Genomic DNA, 26,204 nt, shown 5'->3' with positions numbered 1-26,204 from the left:
CGCCTAGATCCCCATGTCCGTATCGTCATCGATGCCGGGATCGATGTCGTTGGCGTGATCCCTGGATTGATCCCGTGAGTGATTCTTGCCGCCGGGTGCGCTTCCATCGTCCGCGCCGATACCATGCCGCTCCTCGAAGCTGATCTGTTGCTCGGTTCGGTCCTGCGACTTGGCGTTATCGTTCGCTCGCATCTCGGTCGGATCGCGCGGCTTGTCGGCTGACTCACCGGGGATCACCCCCTGCGTCCCAAGACTGGCACGCCGCCACTGCGCCGCGCGCTCCCCGCGCTGCAGGTCCACGGGTTTTGCCTCTCGCCCATCCGGATCATCGGCTTTCGCTTGCCCTGCGCGCGGAAGGTCCTGCGACTTGAACAAGTCGGCCTGCTCGATCCCAACCTTCTCGGGTGCAGCCGGCTCGAGAGCCTCCTTCGTTCCCTTGCCGCTCGCTTCCGGTGGAGCCTGCCTGACGTTCGCGTTCTCGCGCCCGCCCTGCTCCTCGTCGGCCTTCTTCGCGACAGGCGGCTTGTACTCCGCCATCTTCATGTCGGCCTTGCGGCAGAAGGGCTCTGCGACTGCAGGGTAGTCCCGCCAGATGAGCTTGATACGTCCTGCCGGGAAGCCATCAGGAAACTTCACGAACCCGTGCATCGACGGAAGCTCCTTGATGTCGTCCGGGATCACCAGCGGCTCGACTTCCTTGCGCGGCGTGAGCGTCGCAGCATCGCGAGTGCTGTTGGCGCCGTAGCTGTAGGCCTCATCCATACGGCGCACCTCACGGTTGCCGATGAAGTCCGCACAGACTTTCGCGGTGGGCATATCGGCGGTCTTGAGAATGAGCTTGGTGCCGGCAAGCGAGGTCAGGTGGACGGCGCCGTTCTCGCCATACGTTTCGGCCAGCTTGCTGAAGCTATGCATGCCCAGAATGAAGGCGCCACCAAACGCGCGCGCCGTCTGCAGCCCATGCTCGATCGCAGGTAAGCGGTGGAGTGCATGAACCTCGTCGAACAAGAACCAGGTGCGCAGGTCACGAGTGCGTGGAAGCTTCATCAGCGCGCCGACGGCAAGATCCATCCACAGCGTCAGGAGCGCGCGATTGAGCGTCAGGTCGGCATGGGTCGAGGAGATGAAGAGGATCGATCCGGTGCCCCCCTCTTCGGCCATCCACTCGTTGATCGAAAATGGTGGCGCGCCGCCCGGAACCGGGTCAGGCAGGAAGCGGATCGCTTGGCCATTCGTGTTGAAAACCGCGCGGATCGACTCGGCCATTCGGGCCGCTTCCTTCGCGGTCAGCGGGTCGGCGATCGTGTTCTCGAGCATCTTGTGCACGGAAGGCAGATCGGCCTGCATCAGTCGGTGAGCGATGGCGCCGTTCGTGGTCTCGCCGCACTCGATCAGCTTGATGCACATCTCGACGAAGAGGGTGCGTGCCGCCATCGCCCAGAACGGCTCGGCGTTGTCGCCCGAGCTCGGGATCAACGCTGCCGCCGCCGCCATGAAGTCGGCGTGGTTCTGGCAGTCGCTGAAGATTGTCCAGGGCGGACACCGGGTATCCATCGGGTTGAGGATGAAGTCCCGGTCCTTGTCATAGAACGCTTCGACAAAGGCACCGGTAAGATCGAAGATCACGCACGAGTGGCCACGGGTGCGGGCCTGGCTGACCAGTGCGCGAAGCTGGGTGGTCTTGCCCGAGCCGGTCGTACCGATGAACATCGTGTGCGACTGCTCTAGCCGCCAAGGGTAGGGCACTCCTGCGAGGTTGTAGGGAACATGGAAACCTCGCTTGGCGCGCTCCTTGACGCTCAGCGCAGCGACCTTCTTCGGATCAAGTGGCGGCTGCTTCTTGGCGCAGTCTCCGGCAAGCTCACCCATGTTGTAGCGCCGGATCGCATCGACCAGCTCGCCATGCTCGACGAGCATCGATCCACGCTCATGGTGCTCATCAAGAATGTCGTTCCCGCGCTTGCGCGAGAACTCCACGAACCACACAGTGAGCGGCACCGTCAGGAACGCCGCGCCGATCAGCGAAGCGAGCGTCAAGCGAAGCCCCTTGTCGACCGCGACCTCAACGAAGCTGTTGTACTGGACGCTTCCCATGGGGATCAGAATGAGGCGTCCGGTGGGGAGCTTAAGGTTGATGAGCTTGCCCGGATCGAAGTCCATCATGAGCCAGATGCCGGACCAAATCCGCATGAGGATCAGGGTCAGCTCCTCTGGCAAAAGCCAGAAGTAGGCGATCGATGAGAAAAGAACGATCCAGCAGATCGCGACCACCTGCAAGGGGAGCTTGACCCCCTGCCAGGTCATCAGGACCTCGTGAGTTACGAGCTGCGAACCGCGCGTGAACGAGCCCGAATTTCGGACGACCTTTCCGCGTTCGGAGTGGTGCTTGATGGTGGCGCTTTTGCCGTTGAACCGGATGTCATCCGAGGCCTGTGCCTTACGCATGGAACTGCTCCATGCGCTCGATGGCGACGTCGAGTAGCCGCTCCGTAACGTCGGAGTGCTCGCGGGCTATGATCGTCTCGATCGCAGCCTGTAGATACTCGATGTTTGCGATGACTCGGTAGAGGTCGAGACCATGGCCACTTTGAACAAACGGTAGGCCAAAAGCGACAGCAAGCCGCAGGCACTCGGACACCGTTTTGCCGCGAGCCTCCGCCGCTCGGCTAAGAGCATCTCGCTCGGCCGGCGTTACCCGGACCGTAAGCACCTGTCTTTTGGTATTCATCAGACCACCTTCGAAGATGAAGGCGCCTGGTTTCTGTATCGCAACGCCATTATAGGCGGCTAAAGCGAAAGCGTCCACCGGCAACGCGCGTGATACACCGGTATGACGTTGAAACCCGCGGTCGCCCGCCATTTCCGCGCAGGCCGCTGACCGTCATACATGCGTATGACACGGACCGGGGAGCAACTTTCCTCTATACATAACAGTGACTAACGCCGCAAAGACGCCTACGCTAGGCGTGTACGGTGTGCTCCCTTGTTCTTAGGGACTTAGCGTTTCTGGATGTGCCATTTGATTGTGCCTGCCTGCTTGATCCTGAGCGGCGTCCGGGGCAGCGCTCATGGCCGTCAGGCCGGAGAAGCTTGCCGCAAAAGGTGCCCATCGGCGCAGCCGATGGGCATTTGACCCCGGCCCTTCGCCGGCATCTTCCGCGCGTCGCAGACGCGCAATCAGCTGCTCAAATATCAGGGTAGTCGTAGTCCCCTACGGTTAGACATAGCAATGAGTTGTGTACGCCAGTGTCTGTCGATGGGACGTGGGGCAGCATGCTTAAGATGTATGGCGTTCCTCGTACCTGCTGATAGAAATGGGTGCCCGATTGATGGGTCTGCCCGTTGCAGCCTGGGCCACCAAATGGAGACGAATGATGGCGACATCGCTGGAAAAAGAACGTCAGCAAATTGCTGCTGAGGAGGAGAAGATCGCGGAGCGAAAGAAGCGTCTCGAAGAGCGCGAACGTGAGCTCATCACCAAGGCCCTGGATCGCTCGGGATTGCTCAAGCTGTCGCCGGATCGGGCGAAAGGAATTTTCGATCTGATCCGCAAGCTCGGGCCCGATGAAGTGGAGCGGCGCCTGGGTGAATGAGGAGGCGATGTCGGTACTGCACGCGACGAAGTCGCAGTGGGTTCAATCGTGATAGCACCATGCAAAAAAGGGGACGCCGCGTAAGCGAGCGTGCCCTTAGTTTGTCGGCTGTCTGGCGGAGGCTATGCCCAGACTAGCCGAGCGGATTGTTCGTGGGGATCGAGCGCTGCTGCCACGTCGAAGAAGGGCAGGCGGTGGTGAATGCGTCGATCGCGGAAGGCCTGCCTGACGGTAGGTAGCGACAGCCTCATCCGCAGCTCGTCGAATGTGATCTCGCCGATGCTTTCGGGCTCAAGATCGAGGGCCTCCAGGACCGCGTAGGCGTTCCCATTGGCGAGGTCCAATTCGCCTGGGCCATCGAGACGCTGAGACACCTCTATCGACAGTTCGTGCGTCACCTCTTTGCGACGGAACGAAAGCAATCGACCAAGAAACTGTGCCTCCTCAATGACGGCGATCGCCTCGTGTCGATTACCGAAGATGCGAGCGATGGAGGCAATGGCGAACCGGCAGATGCTGGCATCGAAAGCGTAGGTCAGGCGCTCGGGCTCGCCGTCGGGATCATCCTCAGTGGCCGTACCCTGCTCGCGCATGAAGGCGCGAAATGAACCAAGTTCGCGGGGGCTGATTGTTGCCGGAACGGACTGGATGCGCGTATCGAGGTCGGTGACGTAAAAGGTGATCGACATCTTCGTCTCCCTGGAAGAACCGCGTTCTTCCATCCCCCTCCTCTCCCATGGCTGAGGTCCCGGTTCAGTGCGCCGCCTGATCCTCGTAGTAGATGTCGCACGCTCACTCCTGCACCCAGCTTGCCGTCACCTCGTCATGATCGAGTTGGCCCTCCTCGATCAGAGATCTTATCTGCTCGCGTGCAGTCGCAATCGCGGCTTCCCAGCGGTCATTGTGGCTCGGCTCCGGTGGCGGCAATGCGAGTTCGGATTGGGTCGCACGCGCAGGCGCAGCTGCGCGGTATCTCTGGGCGGCCGTCCACCTCTCCAGGTGGTCGGCAACAAGTGCGTCACTCTTGCTCACGCCCCGCTCAAGAGCGTCCTGCCTCGCACTGACGCCATAAGCCTGGCTGTCGATGCTGGCGATGCGGTGTTCCAGCCCCTTGAGGTACGACAGTGCCGTTCCCTTGACCCCGAAACCGTGAAGCATGACGCCATCGGGAAGGATCCGATCGAGGTGCTCGAAGACGGCCACGAGGCCGTCAGGCCCGTGGATGTGACGCCGGCACATGCTTCCGACGCCGACTACCTTTCCGCTGGCCAGCGACCACGCGAGGGCATCTGCGCAACGCTCGTAGTCGCTCGGGGCACGGCCCTGCAGGACCGGCATCAACCGGTCCTCAATCCCAAGATCGTTGGTGCGCTCGCGGCAGTCTCGATTGGCTCGGATCGTTCTCGATAATCGATCGAGTACCTCCTCCCGATCGCGGGCTACCCCAGCCTCGGTGCAATAGTCCAAGCTCGCGAAGCGGCGGAATGGAAAGCTCGATGCGAGCGCCATGTAGTCGTCAACGGTCCAGGGAATGCCGCCATAGGTGACCATTGCGACGTAGCCTCCGGAATCGAGATCGAGGCTGCGCAGCCCGCGAGCATTTGCGAGAGAGGCAAGCCGCCATCCGGACCATTGGCGCCAGCCTTCATGGCGGCGCCAGCGGGACAGGCAATTGGCAGAGATGAGAGCAGGCACCTGCATGGTGCGGGCGCGGCGAAGGATAGGCCCATCGCTAAGGTGCGGCAGGCCCACGATGATCTCGATCGACATGGTAGGGCTCAATCAGCCACGTCGCGGATTTCGATTGTTTCGTCGTCGCCATCTTCGCGCACGAGAACCGGTCTGCCGGCTCGTGCTGCATCCACGGCGGCGTCCTGTGGCCAGTCGCCGTACGCTCGAAGAACCTTGGTCATGTGGGCCTCGGCGGAAAGCCGGTGCGGGTGAGTCTTGGTGATTGTTTCGAACGAGAGTGACTGGTGGACGGTGATGATGGTCATGACGTTTCACTCGGCGGGGCGCGCGCGAAGTCAGCGGGCCGGGTCCCGCAGGGGAGCCGCACCGCGCTGCTTGTGCCAGTGTTGATCGGGAGGTTGATCGTCAGCGAATGACGTAGCGGGCCATGTGCTCCCAGCAGAGCGCCAGGGCCTGATCGAGGGTCGGAACAGAGCCGATGTCGCACACGATGTAGGTGCTGCGCTGAAGGCGCAGCTCGTGGGCTGTGACGTCGATCACGTCGCCCTGGGGATAGTCGGAACCACGATGCTGGTTGAACAGCTCTGGGAAAAACGTGAGCTTGTAGGGGAAGTAGAGATCGACGCTGTGATGCTCGGGTTTGCGGATCTGCCTCTCGGTCGAGATCTGGCGCAGGATGGCGTCTGCCTGCTCTGCAGGCGCAGGGAACGCGGCGCGCAGGTTGTTAAGGATCAGGGCCTCGGCCGGCGTGCCGTAGCCGCAGAGACGCTGGCGCTCGAGCGTGACAATCACGCGTTGCACCGCCTCATTGCGTGTGCGGTAATTGGTGGTCCGCACCGTCGCCTCGGCTCCGTACTCGAACGGTGCCAGGAAGCCGGTGTCGAGCCAGCGGGCGAGCCCCTGCTCAGCCGCCTCGGCATAGGCCACCGCGACCGGATTCTGGCAGTCGAAGCGAGCCTGAAGCTCGTAATACGATCCGAAATCATGCGGACACGATGTGGCCTCCAGCACGACGCCCTCGGGCGGCACCCCGAAGCGCGCGATGATCGCAGCACGGTAGATCTCGACCTCAAGGCGGTTGTGTTTGACATAGTCGGGAGTGCGGCCGACCTGGGCGCAATCCTCCTCGGCGGGTGCGCTTCCGATGTAAGCGGTCTCGTAAGTGGGCATGGTACTTCTCCGGTCTGTCGTTCGACAGCCGGCCACCTCCCTCTCCTCTCCAGTGGACCTCCTTCAGAGGTGCCGCGAGGCGTGCCGACCGACGTGCGCCAGGCGCGGATGCGCCGCGCGGCACGAGGATCGGCGATGCCGCGATCCGGCAAGGCAGACCGCGCGAAGCGGTGACGGCCGAACGGCCGGCAACGAGCAAGGGGCTGCCGCGCCGGCCACCGCCCTCGCCCCATGCGAGCGACCTCGCCACCAGCTCTGCCGCAAGGCGAGCCGACCGACGTGCGCTAAGGCGCGGAGGCGCCGCGCGGCACGAGGATCGGCGATGCCGTGACCCGGCTAGGCAGACCGCACGAAGCGGTGACGGCCGAAGGGCCGGCAGCGAGCAAGGGACTGCCGCGCCGGCCACCGCCCTCGCCCCATGCGAGCGACCTCGCCACCAGCTCTACCGCGAGGCGAGCCGACCGACGTGCGCCAGGCGCGGATGCGCCGCGCGGCACGAGGATCGGCGATGCCGTGACCCGGCTAGGCAGACCGCGCGAAGCGGTGATGGCCGAAGGGCCGGCAGCGAGCAAGGGACTGCCGCGCCGGCCACTGCCCGCGCGCCACGCGTGCGACCTCTGCGCCTCACGTCCGCTGGCGTGTCATGCCCGACGGCCTACGTGAAAAGGGCCACCCGCATCCGCGAATGGCTCGTCACTCGGATGCTGGCGAGGGCCGAAGCCCCCACGTTGTCAGGTCGCCAGCTTGACGTATCCTGCGATGGTGCCTGCCAGCAGCAGGAGCGAAGCTTGCGTGATGACGACCCACTTGAGCACGTCGATCGAGGTCTGCATTCCCGAGAGCTTCCCCTCGAAGCCTGTGAACCTGCCCTCGAACTTCGCTTCGATGCTCTTGAAGCCGGCGTCGATCTTCGCCTCGAGCACGGTCTGCATCGCGCTGATCCGGTCATCGTAGTGCTTCATGGCTTCCGAGACTGCCATGTCGATGTGCTCCTCGAAGGCGTGCACCACCTGCTCGGCGGCGGCGTCGGGCATGTTAATGGACTTCAGAGCCCTGAACAACGAAATCTGCATGATGTTCCTCCTTTGTGTCAATGACGGGAGGACTTGGGTCGGTCGCGCCGGTGCGTGTCGCAGGACCGCGAAGCGGCCGCGTCAGCGGCGGTAGGGGCAACGATTTTCCGTAGGAAAATGGTGGGACCCTGCCGTCCTTGAGACGTGCCGGCGCGGCCGACACACTGGGACGACTAGAGAGACCCACTGTTTGACCCTTGACCCATCGGTCTGGCGCTCTCGCGGCGAAGGGGTTCGATGCCCCTGAGCCGCGGTCTGGCGCAACAAAAGAAAGAAGCGCGAGGAGCTTCGAGCCGAAGCGCGAAGCCCCTCGCTGGCGGCGTTACGCAAGCTTGGCGTCGGGACGCTGGTTGGCGGTGCGCAGGGCGTGCATCGGGGTGCGTGCCTTGCGCAGGAGTTCGTAAAGGTTGCTCTGGATGCCTGAGCCCTGGCAGATGACGGCCTCGACCGGCTTGAGCTTGAGCATGTTCTCGTTGCGGATGAAGGCGGCGCGGGCACCGTGCTTGCGGTCCGGAACGAAGGTGATGAGCTTGACGCGGCGGGCTGCGGCCCAGCTGGCGGCGATTGCGTCGACACCCTTGCGCATGCCGGTGGTGGCGAGGACCATTTCAGGCACGCGCGCCTTGATGTCGTCGAGGCGGTCCCAGATCTGCTCATGGTCGTGCCAGTCTTGACCGCCCGAGACCAGGACCATCGGACCTTCAGGCGCCAGCTGCTCGCGACGCTCACGCGACCGTGCGGCGAGGAAGTCGCGCGCTGCGATCTGGGACGCGGTGACCCCGTTCTTGGAGACCTGCGAGCCGCGGGTGGCCTGGAAGGGCTTGCCGGTCTCGACGCGGTACACCTCGGAGGCGTGGTCGCGCATGGCTTCCAGGGCCTCGCGGCAACCCTGGAGGGTCTGGCAGAGCATCTGCGTCTCTTCCAGCTCGACGGCGTAGATCTCGGACGGATCATAGGTGCGTGCCAGGTCACCAAGCTTCTTGGCGGCGTCGTCCTCCCGACCTTCAGCAAGGCGGGCGGTCATGTGAAAGGAATTGACGAAGCCCCAGACGATCTGCTGCGCGAACTCCTCCATGCGGGTGTCGCGGAAGACGTCGAAGATCGTACCCACCGCCAGCTCCACGGCGGCACGGGCCATTTCGGGGTCAGGCATCTCGGTTGCCATGGGCTCGTCGACGATGCTCAGCTTGGCCATCTCGCTGGTCTCGATGAAGGCCTGATCGTAGGCGCCAGCGCTGTCCCGATCGGCAGCGTAATCGATGCGGTCGTTGAAAAGCAGTTCGAGTTCGACGAGCGAGTTGATCGACTTGGTCATAAAAGCCTCCATTGTTGAACTCTCTCATCTCGTTCAGATGAAAGATGAATCTCATCAGGAGGGCCGGGCGCGGCGAGGTCAGGGACGGCCGTGAGGCCGCCGCGCAAGCGGGGAGTGGGGGAGCCGATTTTGTTGTCGTCCTGGAGCCGCAGGCGGAAGGGCGGCGGCAAAATTGGGGGTACCGCTCATCCTTGACGGAGGCGTGCTGGAGGCCCTCAGACTACGGCGATGAAGCTTGTCTGATACCGAGATGTAGAGAGAGAAACCGATTTGCCCCGCGCTGGCGCGGGTTAACAGCAAATCGTCCTTCCTTGCCTCGGTGCGTCGTTATGCGGCGTGGTTGGGATAGTTCTGCAAGGGATCGCCACCCGAAGGGCCGAGACCCGCGCAGCGGGGCTTGGTGGAGCTTGGACTTTGAGCGGGCCGGCGACAGCCGGCGATGCGAGAAGGCCTAGCGGAATAGAGCCCGGTGCCGCGCCAGCGGCATGCAGCCGGCCTGTTCGTTTGATAGGTCCTCGCTTACCCGATCAAACCAGTTATTCGGTAACCGAACATAGCCGGTGACGAATAATCCTGGACTGTCCTCACAGCCTTCCTTCTGGAGCACCTCTCTTTTCGTCTTGTCGCCCTGAGCACCTGCCGCGACGAGATGCCGATGCACCAGCTGGATGCAGCAGCCGCTATGTTGGATAGAGACGCGGCGGCGCAGCTGTCGGCGATGTTGCGCCGCGAGGAACCGGGCGCGGATGAGTAGTTCGAACGACCACCGCAGCAGAGGGGTTCGATGCCCCTGATCTGCGCATGCCTTGCGCCCTCGATTAAGCGGTGACCTTGCCGGCGAGCTCGGCCCTCAGTTTACAGGCTCGGCGCACCAGGACCTCGTTGGCGACGTCGCCCAGCTTGGTGATGATGGGCACGACATAGCGCGCGTTGACGCTGCAGAAGGCCTCGGCCCAGAATTGGGGTGTGTTGCTGGCGCTGGGTGTGATCGTGATGCGGATGACGACGTCCTCTACGGGATCGATGATCGACCAGACTGGGGCGAGTGATCCGATGCCGCGGTAGCCAAGCGGGCGGACATCAAGACCGCGCAGACGCAGCTCGTCGGCGATCTCATCCAGGGTTTCATCGTCCATCGGGCGCCTCTCGCGTGTTAGCTTTGCTGTTCCAAGCCGCAGCATGGTGCACGTCGGAAGTGACAAGTCCAAGGTGGATTGAAGATGAAGAGGCGCGCACTTCAACCAGATCGAACAACAGACCGCCGCAAGCGACGCGGTATTGTCGCGCGTCTTGTGCAGGCTGTCTGGCGGAAAATCACGACGGAGGTGAGTTTCGATGGTGGTACTGAAGCTGGCGGCAGTGACGTTCGCCTGCAGCGCCTCGACCGCGGCACTGGCGCAGGACGACTTTCCGATCGTGGACTGGGGTCCGACGATACAGACCGAGGCGATGAACAGCGCGATGGACTACGCCGCGCGGCAAGGATCGGGGACGACGTCGAAGCCGCGCACGAGGACGGCTCAGATGACGCCGGAGCGCCGAGCCAAACTGAAATCGCTTTGCAGCCAGATCAGGCAGCATGCGGCGAATGGCGCACAGCATCCGCGTCTCGCCTGGAGCCTTGGCAAGTGCAATTCCGAGGGTCTGTGAGCGATCGCGGCGAAGTGGCTCGATGCCGCTGAGCCGCGCTCGCAGCGCACTCCAAGCGCCAGGGCGAAGCCCTGGCGCGAACCTGGAACCAATCAGGCGGCCAAGAGCACCGGCTGCGCGAGCTCAGCGCGAGAGCTTCCATGCGCGCCAGGTGCTCGACGTGGAGGTAACCCCAATCGATCGCCTCCTCGATGGCGTCCTGCTCCTGGAAGATGGTGTAGAGCTGGCCGGGCCCGAGAGCGTCTAGGTCGAGCATGTCGATCAGCTGGTCGCGCCGATCGGCGTAGTGCTCGAGGTCCTTGAGGCGGCGGGCGGCTTGATCTGCGGTGGCGGCGGTGATGTGAAAGTTTCTCATCGTTCGCGTCTCCAGCTGGAGCGTAAGCGAAAGGGCGGCGCCTTGGCGCCGCCCTCTAAGGCTCAGAAGAAGTCGATCTTGTCGGCGATGATCTCGCAGCCGTAGCGGGTGTTGCCGTCCCGGTCTTCCCAGCGCGAGTAGTGGATGCGGCCGGCGATGGCGACCACGTCGCCCGGGTTGCGGGTCGCGGCGGCCTTGCCGAGGCCGTTGAAGCAGGTGACCTTGTGAAACTCGGTTTCCTTGGCGGTGTAGCCGGTTTCTTCGTCGATGTAGGTCTTGCCCTCGCGCAGCTTCACGCGGTCGGTAGCGACGATCAGGGTGGTGACGTTGTTGCGGGCTTCGGTCTTGGCGACGCGGCCGGCGAGGTTGACGTTGTTCATGGCGGTTCGCTCCTAGGTTGGGTCCAGCGGGCTTTCCCGCCGGTGACACCGAAGAGCGGCGTGCGTTGGCCGATCACACCGGACGCGAAGCGGGAGGGGAACCCCTGAAGGGAGCTGGCGCGGGCAGCCGCGCAGCGGCAACACGGGTGACCGGAGGGGGTTGTGATCGGCCGGCGCTCGCCGCAGGTGGCACTTCAACGGCGGGGAAGCTTGCTGGATTTAACCGGCCACGGACGAACCGCTGCTGAGCAAGGTCTTAGCTCGCCCCGTCGTCTCCACCAGACGATCGAGGCCTGCTGCAAGGGCGCTGCCCGACCCTCTCGCTGCCCGCGAAGCGCCTGCGAGGGCATTCTTCATCAACGAGACCGGCGCGCCAGGGATCTCTCGGTTTCACGTTTACCTGCGAGGCCGAGCACCGCTGCCCTCTCCCGCAACTCGCGGCATGGTTGTCGTCGCTCGCCTCCACGTCGCTGGGTGTAGGGTGGCCCACCTTGCAAGGTACCTGCAGGTCATTGCCAGGATCGACGGTCCTGAGCCTGGCGGGCGGTTTGTGCCGCTAGGAGCAACGGTTCAGTCGTTGGAAGGCGGGAAGATGAGCCGCTTCATGCCAAGCTGCCTCGGGCCGTGCGCCTGAGAGCGCGAGTTATCTCGGTCGGCTTCGAGGCGCGCAGCCATGTCTACCGGCACGTCTGCGTATGCGTCGACCAGCGCCAGCGCTTCGGCAGCGCTCTGGATCTGGCCCAACTCGGTACCCTCCCAGATGGTGGCCTCCGGCTCGTCACCCGGAATGCGGGATTTCATGAACACCTGCGCGAAGAAGGTATTCAGGGGTCGGTCCCAACCAACGACAACACTGGCAACGCGCGGCGTGTAGGATTTGGGCTGTAATTCATATCGGCTCATGGTCTGCTCCTGGTCAGAGTGATGAAGCAACTGCTCAGCGGTTCTCTCGAAAACGATCGTGAATGTGGTCAGTAGGGCGTCAAGCGCGCCAGGGATGACGCGCCGGTTGCCCGGCGCGTCTGATGTTTCGCTCGGTGCTTCAGGCGAGAGTAGCCAATGTGCCAGCAGCGGAGTGACGCGCGGCATGCGTCTCACCTTCCAGCGAGGCGGAATCCGGGCATTGGAAGCCGATGTCCATTTTCTCAGCCAGGTTGGACAGGTCGCGGTGCGCCCGGACCAACTCGGAGCGGGCCTCCATGAGGGACCGCTGAAGATTGGCGACCCGGACCATTGGCTGCTGCAGAGTATGTGCTTCGACGCCGGTGGCGGCCCGCGCTGAGGCCATCTCGATCATCAGCTGACTGGATTTCACAAGGAGCTGATCCATGTCGGCTTCGACGCCGATGATGCTTCGCCCGATGCGCAGAGCGGCGATTTGAGGGGTCATGTGGGTACTCCTTCACGATGGTGCGCCGGGCGGCTTGCCCGGAGCGGGGTTGAACCTGGATGGATTGAAGCGGCGGACCGCTGGAAGGCGCTGACCGGTGCGTTGGCGCAGCCGGTCAGTCGTCCTCGGGCGTCATGATGGTGACGACGCGGATCGTGGTGGAAGCGTCGGCGGGATCCTCGGCGCCGTGGACCATGTCCTCGGCATAGTAGTCGATCCTCATGAGCGCCGGCGTACCGTTGATCTGGAAACGCGCGAAGTTTCGCTCAGGGATTCCGGTCCCGAAGGTGCACTTGCGAATGGCCGACAGCGTCGCAGCCTGGGCGAAGACCTCCCCATCGACGTGTCATCGGTGAGCTTGCCGAGCAGGGTACGTGTCATGACGATGCGCGCGCGACGATCGAGCCCATGGCGAGCGCGGTCATTAAGGCGGGCGATCGCCTCGGTGTCGATTACAGGCATGGTGCTGGATCCTCGAACCGGGTGTGGAAGCGTGTCAGCCAAGTCGCGAGTGTGGGCCTGATCTCGATGGGATGATTGGCGGCCGCGTCCTGATATCGGACGAGCTCAGTGGGTGCGGAGCGGATGATCTCGTCGATCTCGGTCTCGTCAAGCAGGCGCTCGGCGCGGATGAAATCGGTCATGCGGCCCGGACGCGATCGGGTCGATCGGCGCCACAGGCCCTCGACCTTGCGCAGGCGGGGCGCCGCTCGGGCTTCGATCAGAACGATCATGCGCAGCCAGTAAGGCGGAAGCGCGCGGACCTCGTCTTCCTTCATTGCCAGGCAGAAGACGCACGAGCTCTTGGGCGGGACCGGCAACCCCTCGGCGATGATCCGGTTCGTGCAGGCGTCGCGATCCCAGCGCCAGTCCCGCAAGGGGTACTGGTTGTCGTAGAGCGGATCCTCGATCGTCGCTGCGTGCCGGTAGCGCTGGGTATCACGCGCGGAGAAGTCGTAGCCGATCAGGCGCACGACTTTCTGGCCGCGCCCCCACGCTGCGAGAGCGGGAGACCATGTTCGCAGAAAGGCGTCCTGCGGCGCCACCTTATATTTGAGGCTGCAGCTGGATCTGCCGAAGGCCACGCTTGGCAGGCAGCCGTTGGTGAGCAAGCTCCCGGCCAGGTCCTGGTAGGGCGGGTAATTCTTGAAGCGCTTGGTGACGTAGCGCACGACCTCATGGCGGATGCCGCGTTCGGCCATCCAGACTCGCATCATGTCGAGGTAGGCGTAAGTCTCCGGCTTCTCGGCGCCCGGGTCGGCCGTCAGGACGAGATCGGGAGCCTCACCGCGCGAGACCAGCTCAATGAGCAGCGCGGTGCTATCGACGCCCACGCCGTAGCTCAAAACGACGGGAGGACGCGCGCAACGTGCGCGCGACGTCGTCTCGGCCGAAAGGCCGCTGGAGGGAATTGGCATAAAAGGGATCCTTGCAGAAGCGGCCAGGGCCGCAGGCGCTACTCGTAGTAAAGCCGTTCGGACGGGTAGTGTGGCGGCGCCACGCGCTCGGACTTGGTTGTATCCTTTCGCAAGTGAGTCACTGGTCGGCGCTGGTGGTGGGGCTGCAGGTTGTCCCGCACGCGGGGCACTTGTCGTCGCACTGCGCCGGCCAGAGGTTCTCAAAGGTGGCGCCGCACGGACAACCGTATGTGTTGATGAAGCCCGGCGCGCTGACCGCGGCGAGCGCCGCGCGGATCGGCGTCTCGTGGCGCAACAGCTCGTCGAGACAATCGGCCGCGCTGTCGGCGAAGCTCCCGTGCTCGGGATCGCTCATGTCGATCACACCGACGACGTCCTGTAGGACCTCGGCGATGTTGGCAGCGGGGACGGATGAGGGGGCGAGAGGCATGTCACTTCTCCTGGCGGCGTCGGTGGACGCCCATGCCCTCCCTCTTCTCTCCGGCCGGTCAGCCGAACAGCGGCAGCACCGGGTGAGGTATCGGCAGGAGCTTGGGATAGGGCAGACGCGGGAGCGCTCGGCCACGCCGGCGCGCCTCCCGGGTCAACTCGAAGCAGTAGGTGAACAGGCCTTCCTGGCGATGGCGGAGGAGGCGGCGCTCCCGCTGCATGCGCTCGAGCCAGGTGGCGGGATGCTCACCGGCGCAAGGCGCCGGCAGTCCTGCCCGCACGAGCTGGTCGATCGCGCCGGCGTGACCGCAGTGGAGCGAGCGTATCTTCGACAGTGTACGGCCTGAGATCGTGGCGCCGTCGAGGCGGAGCACGGTTCGCGGCTTGGTCGTGGCGCGGTAAGCGCCCGACAGGGCCTGGTAGACCTTGCCGATGTGTCCGGCCTGCGGATCGGAATAGGAGACCACGGCCTCGATCGTCGGGCGTTCGCGGCGCAGTACGCGAAAGGCGCGCGAGACGAACAGGCTCTCACCGTTCTGGGGCACGCTGTCGGTGAGGATCAGCCGGGATAGTACCGTGCCGCGCGCCGGCTCCCCGAAACCTGTATGTGCGGTGATGACGGCATCGGTGACAGGGCGCGCGAAGACGGCGACGCCGTCGAGCCGCGCGCCTTTGCCGAAGAGGCCCACGGCAAGCTGTGCTGCAGGGTAGCTCGGCAAGTAGTGGTGCCGGGCGATGAACGCGGCCGCGTCTGCGTGGCTGATGACGTCCACGCTGTAGGCGCGCGGATCGACCAGTGTGAGATCGGTCGACCACATGGCACGCCGTTCCCGCCAGCGCTGGCTTCGGGATGTCTGCATTGTTGGTAAGCCTTGTTCGGGAGGAAGTGGTCGCTCAGACCAGAACCTGATTGGCGCCGATGAGCCGCGTCGCAGCGCCGAAGGCGCGCAGCGCGCGCTCCATCTCGGCCTTGAGCCGCGCCTTGCTGGTCACCTGGACCTCGGGATCGAGGATCGCGCCGGCAGACGTGGCGAAGCCCGTCGCCGGGAGCCCGCCTTCAGTCGTGATGAGGATACGGGCACCCCGGCCCGTGTGGGATGGATCCACCCTCGCCTTGAACTCACCCAGGCTTGCAGCGAAGCCCTGGGCGCGCTTGCTCCAGCGGATGTGGCCGGCACCCAGGTTCTCGCCGGGAGCGAAGCCCCGCGCGAGCCAGAGGCGCAAATGCTGGCGCTGCTGGAGCGGCGTGTTGCGCGTGCGCTCCATGGTCCGGCAGAGCGGAAGGGCGCGCGCGTGTGCGTCGATGACGCGCAGGTACTCGCCATCGGCCGCGACCAGAACATCGTCGACCTCGCGACCCGCGAGGGTTGCAAGAAGTGAAGCATGCTGTGTCGGATCGACAGCCAGGGCGTCGGCTTGCGCGGGGGTCATTGCCTCGGCCACATCGTTACCGAGATCGGCAAGCGGGACGAAGCCGCGAGAGGACGTCAGGACCACCACGGCGCCGATCGGCACTTGCGCGAGCAAGGCAAGCGAGGAGGCAGGCTGCTCGGCGATGATGAGCAGGCGGCGCGGCCAGCTGGCGGGGCGGTGTTGATCGCTCGGCTTGGGCCAAGTGCTTGGCAGTGGACGTCCCGCCGCAGCGTCCTCTTTCAATGCGGCGGCGTCTCGTGCGGCGGCGAAGCTGCGGCGCGCCGCATCGAAGATGTCGGCCTCGTCGCCGCCGCCGTCTGCGAAGCCCCGGGCATAGGCTTCCGGTTCGTCGAGGACGTTCCGGCGCGTCCAACCGGCCTCAGCTGCAAGCCGGCCTTCGCTGTATCGGACGGCGGCCAGCCACCGATAACCGTAGGTGTCGCGTGCATGCAGGATCGCGATGTCGCGTGCATCGTGCGCGCCGGCGTCGATCCGCCGCGTCGTGAACGCGAAGTTGGCGGCCTCACGGTCCCGGGCAGTCTGTTCCGAGATCGCGTCGTTCACAGGGCGCATGGCCGCCACGCGCTGGCGCATGCGTTCCATGCGGTCCGCCAGAGGCGCGCTTGGTTGAAGGTCGGGGAAGTCTCGCCACGCCTGCGCCAAAGCCTCGGCATGCTCGGGAGTTCGGCCGCGGGCGATCCAGGTGCTCGCCTCGGTGACGATGAAGGGTTCGGTCATCTCGCGGATCTCCATGACGTCCGTTCGTCGGACGCACGGGTACCCTCCCCCTCCTCTCCTGGCCTTCAGCTGAGCTCTTAAGCAGAGTCAAAGAAGCCGCGAAGAAGAGAGAGGATCGGTTGACGGCGCCATATGTTCACGTTACGTTCCTACGCAGGAGGAGTGTAAGATGAAGGCCAATGCTTTTGTTGATCGTTTCGATCTCGACCTGAACCTGCGAGACGAAAGTCTTGATCCTCTCAACACGCCCACCCGGCGCGCCCTTGCGGCGCTGTCGATCGGTGTTGGCCCGGAAGATGCGTATTACGCGGCCCGCGAGTTGCGCGAGGCGGTGCAGTGGGTCCATGAAGGCGAGATCGGCGGCAAGGCGCGGCTCGCGCGTATCCTTTCGACCGGGTGTGACGACTATCAGCGCTGCCTCTACTTCAGCCTCGCGGGACGCGGCGTGGTGCGCGTCCTCGATGACCTCATGTGGCTGGAGGAGAAGCTGCTGGAGCGCGCCCAGCTGACAACGCGTCTCGCGCACGACAAGTCGCGAACCATGCCGCTGGTCAATCCCTATGTGTCGACCAAGCCCGACGGGCCGCTGGTCAACGCCGATCCTAACTTCGTCGAGGGACCGTCCTGGTATCTCGACCCGGATATCACCGGGCCGTACTAAGACTGGGCCGCCTCTCGCACGAGAGGCGGCGGCCCTTGCGCCACTCGCCTGGCTCGATCCACTCGCCCGCGTGCATCCCTATGCGGTCGGCCTTGGCCGCTGCATAGGCCTCCTCGTAGGCGCGAAGCCGTTCCGGATCGTCGCGCAGGTACTGGGCCATCGGAACGGCAAAACCGGTACGGATCAGGGTTAGCCCCAGATCCTTGCCGCCAGCGCTGACAATGGCGACAGGGCGCCCGTAGGTCTCCTCGCCAGTCATCGCGATCGTCGCCGGCGCCCGATCGAGCACATCCGAGACGAGGCTCGATGCAGCCTTGCCGCACTTCCAGCAACGGTCTTTCCGCTCGCACTGCTGGCGTCGTTCGACGGCGTCGACGCCGAGCAAGCGGAAGTGGACCGAGACGGTGTCTCCGTCGACTGCGTCGGCGGACGCCTGCAGTGTGTCCGGAGCTGCGCCGCCGGAGGCTTGGTTGCACCCGGCAAGAAGGGCGCAGGAAAGAAGAAGTGCGACGCGCCTCATAGGATCATCAACTCGTGTTCGACCATGCCGCTGAGCACAGGCTCGACGTCGCGCGACGCGATGACGCGGAATGGTTGCAAGGGGAAGTCCGTGCGTAGCACGGACACGGGCGAACGGGTCTCTTCGCAGACGCGGGTGGCGATCCGGTCGGCGTTCTCCCGGCTGCAAAGTAGCGTGCGCAGACGCGAGAACGCTGCAGGCGGGTGGTGAGGCATAGTGAAGCCTTTCGAGCGGACCATCATGCGCGCGGCGGGAAGACCGCCGCATGAACCTTGGGTTGGGGGATGATCCGCCAATCCCGCTCGCGCAGGCGGCTGACCGTGTAGCGGCCGTGGTTGTCCAGGGCCATAAGCCGGACGTTGCGTCCTGCCCGCTCGATCTTGAACTCCTGACCGACATAGCCGTCGGTGAAGCGGATCGGCTCTTCAAAGCGCAGTATGCCGCCATCGGGCAGGTCGCGCTTGCGCTTGGCGATCGTCTCCCGGCATGCCGCGCGCCATGCGGTGGCATACTCTTTCTGGGTTGGTCCGAGAAGATCGAGGATGCGCGCCGGACAGCTTACCTCGCAGGGGCCCATGTCTTCGGTCATGTCCTTGTACCCGAAGTGCTCGTTGGTGGGTGACCGCGGGTTCCAGCGCACCAGGCAGATGACGGCGAAAGCCGGCCCGACCGCGCCCGCTCGGGTCGGCTCACAGGCTGCGTAGTAGACCCGGTTGCCGACGCAAGCCGACCCAAGGACCCGCAGGCCATAGGTCTTCCCCTCAGACTCACGCGAATACGTGAACTGGTCATCCAGGTACTGTTTGGGGGTCTCGAAGCCTCCCATCGAGAAGCGAGACATGAAAAGCCATCCCATGATGGTGTTCTCCTTGGTGTGTGGGATCAGGCCGCAAGGGCGGCTGCGTCGTCAGCGAGTTCGTCAGCGGCGTTGTCGCCGGTCGCGTCGGCCGCGTGCTCCTGCGGCGCTGAGAAGCTGCTCAGCCACTTGAAGGCCTGTTCGGCTTTGGATGCGGCCGAGATGATGGCGGTCTTGTCGGCGCGCAGCACGCGCAGCCAGTGATCGAGGTAGCTGGCGTGGTTGTCGAGCAGCTCGGTCGGAAGTCCGAGCTCGGCGCCGACGAACCCGGCGCAGATCTCGGCCACAAGCTCCTCCATTGCGTAGGCATCGTCGCCGAAGCGCTTGCCGAAGGTGCGGGCAAGTCGCGCCGGATGACCGGTCGCGTGCGCCATCTCGTGCGCCTTGGTGCCGGCGTAATGGTGCGCCGACTTGAAGGCCGCGGGCTGGGGAAGCTGTATGAAGTCGTGCGACGGGCTGTAGAATGCCCGATCGCCACCATGGCGTACCTCGATGGGCACGGGCGAGAAGAACGCGTCGATCGCGGCCTGGTGCTCGGACGGCGGTGGCGGCACCGGATTGGCGGTTGCGTAGAAGTGCCCCGGCAGGCCGTCTATCTGGTCGGCGTTGAAGACTGCATAGGAACGCATGAAGCGGATGACGCGGTTGGTCTCCTCGCCGGTCGCGACATCGGTCTCTGACCGGTTGACACTGTTGAAGTAGACGCTGGTCGACGCGCGCTCGCCGCGGATGACCTGTGCGCCGAGTTCCTGCGCTTGCCGGTAGGTCATCCAGTAGCGGCTGCGGTACCCGGCGCTGTCGGCGATCGCCCACAGGTAGAGCGCATTGATGCCGGTGTAGGCAGAGCCCTGGTGGCGCAGCGGGCGGCCGCTGGCGCCGAAGGTACGCCACGGGCGCTGCCAGGGCGTGACGCCGGTTTCCAGCTTGCGGATGATGAGGTCGGTGATCTCCTGCGCGACATCGCGCCGGGGTGCGTTTCCACGGCGGGTGGGCTTCGACATGGGGGTTTGCCTTTCACGAAGAAAAGCAGCCGGAGCGCTTGGCCCCGGCTGCAGGTAGTTAGGAGGGTGTGGAGCTCTTGCGGCTCAGGCGGCGGCGAGCTGCTCGTGCTCGGCCGCTTGCGTGCCATCCGTCTCGGAGAACTCGCTCTCGCGTCCGTCATCGAGGTCGTTCCCGTCCTCCCCCTCAAGCTCCTCGAGCCGCGCCGTCAGTTCGTCGTCGGCCGCGCCCTCCCCGGGCTCGCCCACGCCTCCGTCGAGCGAAGCGTCCCGCTCGCCGTCCTCGCCAACACCGCCGTCGAGCGGAGCCGTGTCGTCCTCATCGTCGTCCCCCAGGGCGTCGAGCGGATCGGCTCCGGCGCTGCCCGCCTCAAGGAAGCGCATGGCGTTCGGAACCCAGGTCAGTGCCCGGTCTCGGACGTCGTCCTCGACGATCGCCTGCCCGGCGCACAGCTTCTCGCAATTTACCGAAATCTCCGGCTTCTTCGCCGACGCATAGCGACTCGACAGGTTGGGGCCGCCCAGATCGTGCAGGAGTTGCAGCAGGCCGCCCTTCTGGATGCCGTCGAAGAAGTTGGCCGAGGTTGGACGCCACCAGGCGGCGACATCGATCTCGAGGATCTGGCCAAGCCGGTTCTGCATCGGGTTCTGGCGCTGATCGTAAGTTGGCTTCGCCTGCAGCGAGATGGCGACCGAGTAGGCGATCCAGGCGCCCTTGGCGTCGTCGTCCAGCGCCCGGAACGCGTCGAAGCGGGCGACTTCGCACTCGTGTTCGGTCCAGGTGCTGTCGAGCGCGTCCTGCGCTTCCGCAAGGACCTCCCGGGCCTTGGTAACGGGCAGGTCGCCGACGTTCGGATCCTCGAGGCGGCGAGTGCCAATCGTCGTGCCGAGGCTGCTGGCCCCATCGACGATCGCGAAGATCGCGTAGTCGAGCGCGAGCCCGGGGTCGCGCAGCATGTTGGCAGCCAAGATGTCGCGGCGCTGCACGGCGAGCTCGTCGTAGAGGCGTGCGCTCAGTGCCTTGCCGCCCGGTGCCACCGCTTCGGGTCGCTTGGCAGGGGTGTTGTCGGAGCCACCGGTGGTCGGAGCCTGCGGCGCCGCGGGAACCAGGTTGCCTTCCTCGTCGGCCTCGAGGCGCAGCGGGGTCTCGCTGTAGAAGGTGGGCTCGAGCACCATCTCGCCGTCACGCGAGAGCTTCAGGATCTGACCGACCTTGTCCTTCCACTCAGGCGGCAGGATCGGGGTCGCTTGCGAGAGCGTCTCGTGCTCTTCGGCCAGCCTCTCGGATTCGGTCTCGAATTCGCCGAAGGCATCGTCGGAGAGGCTCTCGCCCTCCATTTCGACCTCGATCGCTGCCTGGCGCTCTTCGATCTCGGCGATGCGCGCGAGGGCCTCCTCGCTGAGCGGGGCAGTCGGCAGGGTGACACGGTGCAGATTCTCGCGCAGGCTCCAGGTGTCCGTCGACGCGATCGGACGGATCCACGCCAGGCCGGAGGTCTCGGCGATGCGCTTGGCTTCGGTCTCGAGCTTCTCGCCGGCGAGCCGCTCCAGGATTTCCGGGTCCGACCAGGTGTCATCGGCCTTGTCGGTGAACAGGTCGCGCTCGATGCGACCACCAGCGGCCACGTAGGCGTCCTCGCCGACGAGAAGGGCCATCGGATCCTTGCCGCTTACACCACCCTGGGCAATGGCACGCCGGATCGAGTCAGCGGTGTTGCCGTAGCCGTAGCCGCCCGAGCCGTAGGTCTGGAAGACCCGCAGCTGCTTCTCGTGATTGTCGGTCGAGGCGTAGGCCTTGGCGAGATCGAGCGTGATCTTGCCTTCGGCAAGCGCATCGAAGATCGGCTCGGCGAGCGCCGCGAGCCGCAGGCGGCCCTCGATGAAGCGGCGGGTCTGGCCAAAGCGCTTGGCGACCTCGTCGATCGAGCCATCGGTGCCGATGAAGTGCTGGAATGCGCGGCACTCGTCGGCCGGCGTCATCGCCATGCGCTGGAAGTTCTCGGCGAGCGAGGTCTCCGAGATGGTGGCCTCGTCGCCGTTGATGACCAGGCAGGACACTTCGTGATCCTTGGTCCAGGCGCCGCGCTCGACGATCAGCGTCATGGCGCGTAGGCGGCGGCCACCGGCGATCACGTCGAAGTGGCCGCGCTTCTTGGCCTTGGAGACGATGAGGTTCTGTAGGAGGCCGCGAGCCTCGATGTCGTGGGAAAGCTGCAGGTCGGCCTCGGGGCTGAGGACCTTGCGCACGTTGCTGGCGGAAAGCTGCAGTTTGCTAAGGGCGATAGACTCGAACATGGGATATTCTCCTTCCAACTCGCTCCGTCACTCTTGCGAAGCTGCCCCTCCCTTTCCCTCTTCTCTCCATGGATCCGCCGCGGCGGTCGCGTGCGTGCCACAAGGACAAAGGCGGCACGCGACGGCTGCGTTCAAGCGGCGCAAGCGCCCGCCGTCAGCTGCGTTATGATGCTGTCCGCCCGATCGACTGGCACGAACAGGCGCGTCTTGTAGGCGATGATCTCGGTGAAGCAGCCGAGCGACTTGAACCATGCGAGCTGGTCGGCCGGGGCACCGATGATCTCGGTGCGCGTCTGCCGATTGACGATGCTGCTGCGGATCGTGATCGGCCACGGTGTCGCGATCTCGACCGTGCCGCCCTTGAGGACCGACTGCACCATCTCGTCCGGGCTGAGCTTCGTCGCGGCGTCGACCCCGAAGGTCTTGAGCAGCGCGGGCACATGCTCCTCGAACACAAGGCGGCCGAGCCAGGACTGACCTGCCTCGTCGACGATGCGGTTCACGGCGAGGTGATCCTTGGGCAACGCCGACCAGATGGGCAGGAGAAGCCCGGTCGCGACCCGGATCGTGCTCGTTTCGAGCCGCGAGCCGGCGTCCTGCGCTTCGTCATCCCACAAGCGGCGGAATGTGTCCTCGTCGGTCAGTTCCCATGCGGATTCCTTGAGCTCGGCCGCGAGCCAGGTCTCGGTTCTCACCGGCCGCATCAGCGAGAAGCGGCGCAGGACCTCGCCTGTCTCCAGCATCATCGAGCGGGTCCACAGGCGCAGCGCGACTCGGCCGGACTTGGTGTTGCGCACGAAAGCCGAGCTGTCGTCGAACTGGGCGATACTCATGATGCGATCGAGAGTGACCGACTTCAGCCGCTTTTCCACCTCAAGGGTGACCAGGTGCGAGGTCGCGCCGGTGTGCGGATCTGTGCGCAGCACCGTGTCATCGATCACGCGTGCCTTCTCGACCGTGATCGTCTCGACCCCGGCATCGAGCGTGCCGGCTTCGCGCGCGGCGGCGACCCGGGCTTCGATCAGGTCCAGGAACTCGTCGAAGATCGCGTTCTGAAGCGCGATCGGCAGCGCCAGCAGGCGGTTGAGGAAGCGTTGAATGGGCGGTAGCTCGTCGACGATGATGCCGTCGCTGCCGGTAAGCTCAAGGCCGGTACGGTCCTCGAAATCGCCCAGGTTGGTGCTGGTGAGCTTGCCGGCGACGAGCAAGTGAAACCAGGTCACGAGCGCAGCCTTGGCGTACTCGCTTTCGAGATTGTCGGCCGGATCGAACAGGTTCTGGCCTCCGGTCTGGCGCTGGCCGCGCGTGAGGGCGCCGAGCGTGTCGAGCCGGCGCGCGATCGTGCTGGTGAAGCGCAATTCGCCGCGGCTGTTGGTGGTGAGCGGCGTGAACAGCGGCGTGCTCGCCTGGTGCGTGCGGTGGGTCCGGCCAAGACCCTGGATGGCGCGATCGGCACGCCAACCGGGTTCGAGCAGGAAGTGGACGCGCTGCTGCTGGTTCGCCACCTCGAGGCTCGCATGGTACGAGCGCCCGGTGCCACCGGCATCGCTGAAGACGAGGATCCGCTTGGTTCCGGCCATGAACGCCGCGGCGTCGGCCTGGCTTGTACGGGTGCTGCGCGATTCCAGTTTCTGACTGCCGTCAGGCGCGTTCACGAGCCGCTTGGTGCGGCCTGTCACCTCGGCCACCGCATCGGTGCCGAAGTGTTCGATGACAGCATCGAGAGCAGGCCGGATCGGCGGCATGACGCAGAGACGCTCGATGAGTTCGGCCTTGGCCGCCATCGCCTCGGGATTGTGGACCGGGTGACCAGCCTCGTCATACATCGGCGCCGATCGCGGGTTGCCGTTATCGTCGGTGAACACCTGCATCTGCTGGGTCGGGAAGGCCCGTTCGAGATAGTCGATGACGTACTCGCGCGGCGACAGGTCGATGTCGAGATTAGCGCGCTCCTCGGGCGAGAGCTGACCGAGACGGCGATCGAGGATGCTCTCGGCCGTGGTGACCAGCTGGATCACGATGGACTTGCCGTTCGCCAGATGCCCATCGATCGCGTGGATGAGCGTCGGGATCTTCATGCTGAGCAGGACCTGACCGAAGAACCTCTGCTTGCAGCTTTCGAAGCGCGACCGCGCGGCCGCTTTGGCGCCGCCGTTGAGCGTCTTGCCTTCGAGCCCGTCGACCACGTCGGTCAGCTCCAGCGCTCTCTCGACATGCTGGTGGATGACCATCCACGCGTCGGCGTAGGCGTCGTAGATCTCGATCTGGTCGGGCGTGAGATCGTGCTTCAAGATGTCGTATTCGACTCCGGCGAAGCTCAAGGCACGCGCGGCATAGAGCCCGGTCGCCTTGAGATCGCGGGCAACGAGCTCCATGGCGGCAACGCCGCCCGAGCGGATCTGGGTGATGAACTGCTCGCGGTTGGCAAAGGCCGTGCCCGGTCCCCACAAGCCGAGCCGGACAGCATATGCGAGGTTGTTGACCTCGGATGCGCCGGTCGCGGAGGCGTAGAGGACGCGAGCAGCGGGTAGATTGTTCTGGAGCAGCACGCCGCAGATGCCCTGCTGCGAGCCGGCCTTCACGCCCATGGCCCCCTCTCCGCCTGCAACCCCGCCCATCTCATGCGCCTCATCGTATGCGATCACACCCTCGTAGTTGGGCCCTGCCCAATCGGTGATCTGCTTCAATCGGCTGCTGTCCTGCCGCTGCGAGCGCAGGGTCGGATACGTGACGAACAGGATACCTTCGGCGAGCGTCAGCGCCTCGTCGATCTTCCAATTGGAGAGCGGCTGCACGTCGGCCGACAGGCCCCCGAGCGCGGACCAGTCGCGTCGGGCGTCTTCGAGCAGTTGCTCGTTCTTAGACACCCAGATGGCGCGCCGGCGCCCTTGCAGCCAGTTGTCGAGGATGCACGCGGCGATCTGACGCCCCTTCCCTGCCCCGGTGCCGTCCCCCAGGAAGTAGCCTTTGCGGTACTCGCGGCCCTCGTCTGACAGCGTTAAGCCAACGCCTTCCTTCGCAGGCACGAACTTGCCGGGAAGCCACTGGCTCCATGCCGTGCCGGCGTAGACCAGCGTCTCTAGCTGCGGCTCCGAGAGGGTGCGCTCCGTGACGATCCGTTCCGGCAGATGCGGAACGTAGTCGGGCCGGGGTGCCGCGATCGAGCCCATCGCCACGGATTCGACCAATGCGGTGGGGTGCTCGCCGGCGGCGGAGAAGTCGAGGCGGCTCGGGCGATATGGCAGGTAGACGCCGACTTGTTCGCCGAGCGGCCTGGGCTGCTCCAGCGGCGCGTAAGCTACGGGCAGGACCTGGTTGATGACCGGATTGCGCACGATCGTCGGCGCGGCCTGCCCAGTCGAACGGACGGCCTTGAACAGCGACGACGAGCGCTTGATGGGTGCCGGCATACCGGATGTCGAAGCGGCTTTCGTGCGCGGTACGAGCGAGATGGCATCGAGCAGGTCGAGCACGCCGGTGCGCTGGATGACGGTTGGGGCAATATGGCCCGGCTTCTTGTCGATCACGTAGAGCCGCACCGCGATGCTGGTGCCGTGCTTCTCGTAGCACCGCTCCACGCGCAGCGAGGTTTGGACGGTCGTGTCGCGCAGAACGGTCTCATAGACGGTCTTCATGCGCGCGCTATTGGTAAACCAGTCAGGCATGATCGCCACGACACGGCCACCAGGTGCGACCCGGCGAAGAGCGGCCTGCAGGTGGCGTGCAGCCGCATTCTGATCGGCGCCGCGCCCGAGCGAGCGCGAGAACGGCGGGTTCATGAGGATCAGCGTCGGTCGAGGCAAGTGTGCCATGACGCTGCCGATCGCCGCGCCGTCGTGGCCGGAGATCTTTGCGGAAGGGAAGGAACGCGCGAGGTGACGGCGTCGGCGCTCGTCGAGCTCGTTGAGCTGCAGGGTGGCGACCGGCGCGAGCTGGGCGATGAGGAGCCCGTTGCCCGCACTTGGCTCCAGCACGATGTCATCGGGAGTAGCTTGCGCCACGATCACCGCCAGCGCCGCCAGGTCCATCGGCGTCGAGAACTGCTGCCAGGCAATCTGCTCCTCGCTGCGAACAGTCTGGGTCGGCAACGTCTGCAGCAACGCATGGCGAGAGGCGATGTCGGCAAACACACACGGCGGCGACATTCCCTGCAGGTGGCGCACTAGAGCATTTTCAGCATGAGCGTTGATATCCTGCGGCTTGGAAGAAGTTGGCGCATTCGTCTGGCAGGAAGCGATCGAGCAGCTTGCCGATACGA

At 64.9% G+C, this 26,204-nt stretch carries 26 protein-coding genes; 3 read left to right on the top strand and 23 right to left on the bottom strand.

Going from position 1 to position 26,204, the window contains the following annotated elements:
* Positions 1-3: 3 nt before the first annotated feature.
* Positions 4-2,445, bottom strand: a complete 2,442-nt coding sequence (locus tag HNO88_RS12295; protein ID WP_184245569.1) for a type IV secretion system DNA-binding domain-containing protein — start codon at positions 2,443-2,445, stop codon at positions 4-6.
* A complete protein-coding gene (locus HNO88_RS12290; RefSeq protein ID WP_184245567.1) occupies positions 2,438-2,860 on the bottom strand; it encodes a type II toxin-antitoxin system TacA family antitoxin in 423 nt (140 codons plus the stop codon). The genes HNO88_RS12295 and HNO88_RS12290 overlap by 8 nt, the downstream gene beginning before the upstream one ends.
* 514 nt (positions 2,861-3,374) lie before the next feature.
* Here HNO88_RS12290 and HNO88_RS12285 point away from each other — a divergent pair.
* Positions 3,375-3,593, top strand: a complete 219-nt coding sequence (locus HNO88_RS12285; RefSeq protein WP_184245565.1) for a hypothetical protein — start codon at positions 3,375-3,377, stop codon at positions 3,591-3,593.
* 122 nt (positions 3,594-3,715) lie between these two features.
* On the opposite strand, the gene HNO88_RS12280 is transcribed toward HNO88_RS12285, so the two are convergent.
* The 7 genes from HNO88_RS12280 to HNO88_RS12250 form a co-directional block, all read right to left on the bottom strand.
* Positions 3,716-4,282 carry a hypothetical protein gene (locus HNO88_RS12280; protein ID WP_221419994.1) on the bottom strand — a complete coding sequence of 189 codons (567 nt, stop codon included), beginning with the start codon at positions 4,280-4,282 and terminating at the stop codon, positions 3,716-3,718.
* A gap of 103 nt (positions 4,283-4,385) precedes the next feature.
* Positions 4,386-5,363: a deazapurine DNA modification protein DpdA family protein gene (locus HNO88_RS12275; protein WP_184245561.1), complete on the bottom strand. Its 978-nt coding sequence runs from the start codon at positions 5,361-5,363 to the stop codon at positions 4,386-4,388.
* An 8-nt stretch (positions 5,364-5,371) separates the two neighbouring features.
* Positions 5,372-5,590 carry a hypothetical protein gene (locus HNO88_RS12270; RefSeq protein ID WP_184245559.1) on the bottom strand — a complete coding sequence of 73 codons (219 nt, stop codon included), beginning with the start codon at positions 5,588-5,590 and terminating at the stop codon, positions 5,372-5,374.
* Positions 5,591-5,690: 100 nt separating this feature from the next.
* Positions 5,691-6,455 (bottom strand): hypothetical protein, encoded by a 765-nt coding sequence (locus HNO88_RS12265; protein WP_184245557.1) that lies wholly within the window; start codon positions 6,453-6,455, stop codon positions 5,691-5,693.
* A gap of 731 nt (positions 6,456-7,186) precedes the next feature.
* Complete coding sequence (locus tag HNO88_RS12260) at positions 7,187-7,528, bottom strand: hypothetical protein (protein WP_184245555.1); 342 nt, start codon at positions 7,526-7,528, stop codon at positions 7,187-7,189.
* Positions 7,529-7,850: 322 nt separating this feature from the next.
* Entirely contained in the window at positions 7,851-8,843 is a 993-nt protein-coding gene (locus tag HNO88_RS12255; RefSeq protein WP_184245553.1) for a DUF2493 domain-containing protein, read from the bottom strand.
* Positions 8,844-9,661: 818 nt separating this feature from the next.
* Positions 9,662-9,979: a hypothetical protein gene (locus tag HNO88_RS12250; RefSeq protein ID WP_184245551.1), complete on the bottom strand. Its 318-nt coding sequence runs from the start codon at positions 9,977-9,979 to the stop codon at positions 9,662-9,664.
* Between the two features lie 199 nt (positions 9,980-10,178).
* On the opposite strand from HNO88_RS12250, the gene HNO88_RS12245 reads away from it, so the two are divergent.
* Positions 10,179-10,493 carry a hypothetical protein gene (locus HNO88_RS12245; RefSeq protein ID WP_184245548.1) on the top strand — a complete coding sequence of 105 codons (315 nt, stop codon included), beginning with the start codon at positions 10,179-10,181 and terminating at the stop codon, positions 10,491-10,493.
* Between the two features lie 417 nt (positions 10,494-10,910).
* Here HNO88_RS12245 and HNO88_RS12240 read toward each other — a convergent pair whose 3' ends face one another.
* The 8 genes from HNO88_RS12240 to HNO88_RS12205 form a co-directional block, all read right to left on the bottom strand.
* Positions 10,911-11,228: a single-stranded DNA-binding protein gene (locus tag HNO88_RS12240; RefSeq protein WP_184245547.1), complete on the bottom strand. Its 318-nt coding sequence runs from the start codon at positions 11,226-11,228 to the stop codon at positions 10,911-10,913.
* A gap of 570 nt (positions 11,229-11,798) precedes the next feature.
* Complete coding sequence (locus tag HNO88_RS12235; protein WP_184245545.1) at positions 11,799-12,317, bottom strand: hypothetical protein; 519 nt, start codon at positions 12,315-12,317, stop codon at positions 11,799-11,801.
* Complete coding sequence (locus tag HNO88_RS12230) at positions 12,271-12,618, bottom strand: hypothetical protein (protein WP_184245543.1); 348 nt, start codon at positions 12,616-12,618, stop codon at positions 12,271-12,273. Before HNO88_RS12230 ends, HNO88_RS12235 begins: the two co-directional genes overlap by 47 nt.
* 115 nt (positions 12,619-12,733) lie before the next feature.
* A complete protein-coding gene (locus tag HNO88_RS22305) occupies positions 12,734-12,841 on the bottom strand; it encodes a DUF3768 domain-containing protein (RefSeq protein WP_246381664.1) in 108 nt (35 codons plus the stop codon).
* A gap of 229 nt (positions 12,842-13,070) precedes the next feature.
* Complete coding sequence (locus HNO88_RS12220; protein WP_184245541.1) at positions 13,071-14,036, bottom strand: adenine nucleotide alpha hydrolase family protein; 966 nt, start codon at positions 14,034-14,036, stop codon at positions 13,071-13,073.
* Between the two features lie 118 nt (positions 14,037-14,154).
* The gene (locus HNO88_RS12215) at positions 14,155-14,466 is read right to left on the bottom strand and encodes a hypothetical protein (RefSeq protein WP_184246030.1); all 312 of its coding nucleotides are present in this window, start codon (positions 14,464-14,466) and stop codon (positions 14,155-14,157) included.
* Positions 14,467-14,524: 58 nt separating this feature from the next.
* Positions 14,525-15,325 (bottom strand): Mom family adenine methylcarbamoylation protein, encoded by an 801-nt coding sequence (locus HNO88_RS12210; protein WP_184245539.1) that lies wholly within the window; start codon positions 15,323-15,325, stop codon positions 14,525-14,527.
* A 34-nt stretch (positions 15,326-15,359) separates the two neighbouring features.
* Positions 15,360-16,616, bottom strand: a complete 1,257-nt coding sequence (locus HNO88_RS12205) for a hypothetical protein (RefSeq protein ID WP_184245537.1) — start codon at positions 16,614-16,616, stop codon at positions 15,360-15,362.
* Positions 16,617-16,785: 169 nt separating this feature from the next.
* Between HNO88_RS12205 and HNO88_RS12200 the strand changes: the two genes are divergently transcribed.
* Entirely contained in the window at positions 16,786-17,277 is a 492-nt protein-coding gene (locus HNO88_RS12200; RefSeq protein ID WP_184245535.1) for a hypothetical protein, read from the top strand.
* Here HNO88_RS12200 and HNO88_RS12195 read toward each other — a convergent pair.
* The 6 genes from HNO88_RS12195 to HNO88_RS12170 form a co-directional block, all read right to left on the bottom strand.
* On the bottom strand, positions 17,261-17,797 hold the full coding sequence (locus tag HNO88_RS12195; protein ID WP_184245533.1) for a thermonuclease family protein: 537 nt from the start codon (positions 17,795-17,797) through the stop codon (positions 17,261-17,263). The two genes, HNO88_RS12200 and HNO88_RS12195, sit on opposite strands and share 17 nt — an antisense overlap.
* Positions 17,794-18,012 (bottom strand): hypothetical protein, encoded by a 219-nt coding sequence (locus tag HNO88_RS12190; protein ID WP_184245530.1) that lies wholly within the window; start codon positions 18,010-18,012, stop codon positions 17,794-17,796. The genes HNO88_RS12195 and HNO88_RS12190 overlap by 4 nt, the downstream gene beginning before the upstream one ends.
* 23 nt (positions 18,013-18,035) lie before the next feature.
* Complete coding sequence (locus HNO88_RS12185; RefSeq protein WP_246381659.1) at positions 18,036-18,623, bottom strand: DUF6927 domain-containing protein; 588 nt, start codon at positions 18,621-18,623, stop codon at positions 18,036-18,038.
* 56 nt (positions 18,624-18,679) lie between these two features.
* Positions 18,680-19,654: an ArdC family protein gene (locus HNO88_RS12180; RefSeq protein WP_184245525.1), complete on the bottom strand. Its 975-nt coding sequence runs from the start codon at positions 19,652-19,654 to the stop codon at positions 18,680-18,682.
* A gap of 84 nt (positions 19,655-19,738) precedes the next feature.
* Positions 19,739-21,946, bottom strand: coding sequence for a ParB/RepB/Spo0J family partition protein (locus HNO88_RS12175; protein WP_184245522.1), 2,208 nt, complete (start codon positions 21,944-21,946; stop codon positions 19,739-19,741).
* A gap of 131 nt (positions 21,947-22,077) precedes the next feature.
* On the bottom strand, positions 22,078-26,091 hold the full coding sequence (locus tag HNO88_RS12170) for a strawberry notch-like NTP hydrolase domain-containing protein (protein WP_184245520.1): 4,014 nt from the start codon (positions 26,089-26,091) through the stop codon (positions 22,078-22,080).
* Positions 26,092-26,204 lie beyond the last annotated feature (113 nt).

Origin of the sequence: Novosphingobium chloroacetimidivorans, from assembly GCF_014204535.1 — a bacterium.
In the GTDB taxonomy this organism is placed as follows: Bacteria; Pseudomonadota; Alphaproteobacteria; order Sphingomonadales; family Sphingomonadaceae; genus Novosphingobium; species Novosphingobium chloroacetimidivorans.
Note: the sequence above shows the minus strand (reverse complement) of the source record. Positions and strands in the feature narration are given on the sequence as shown.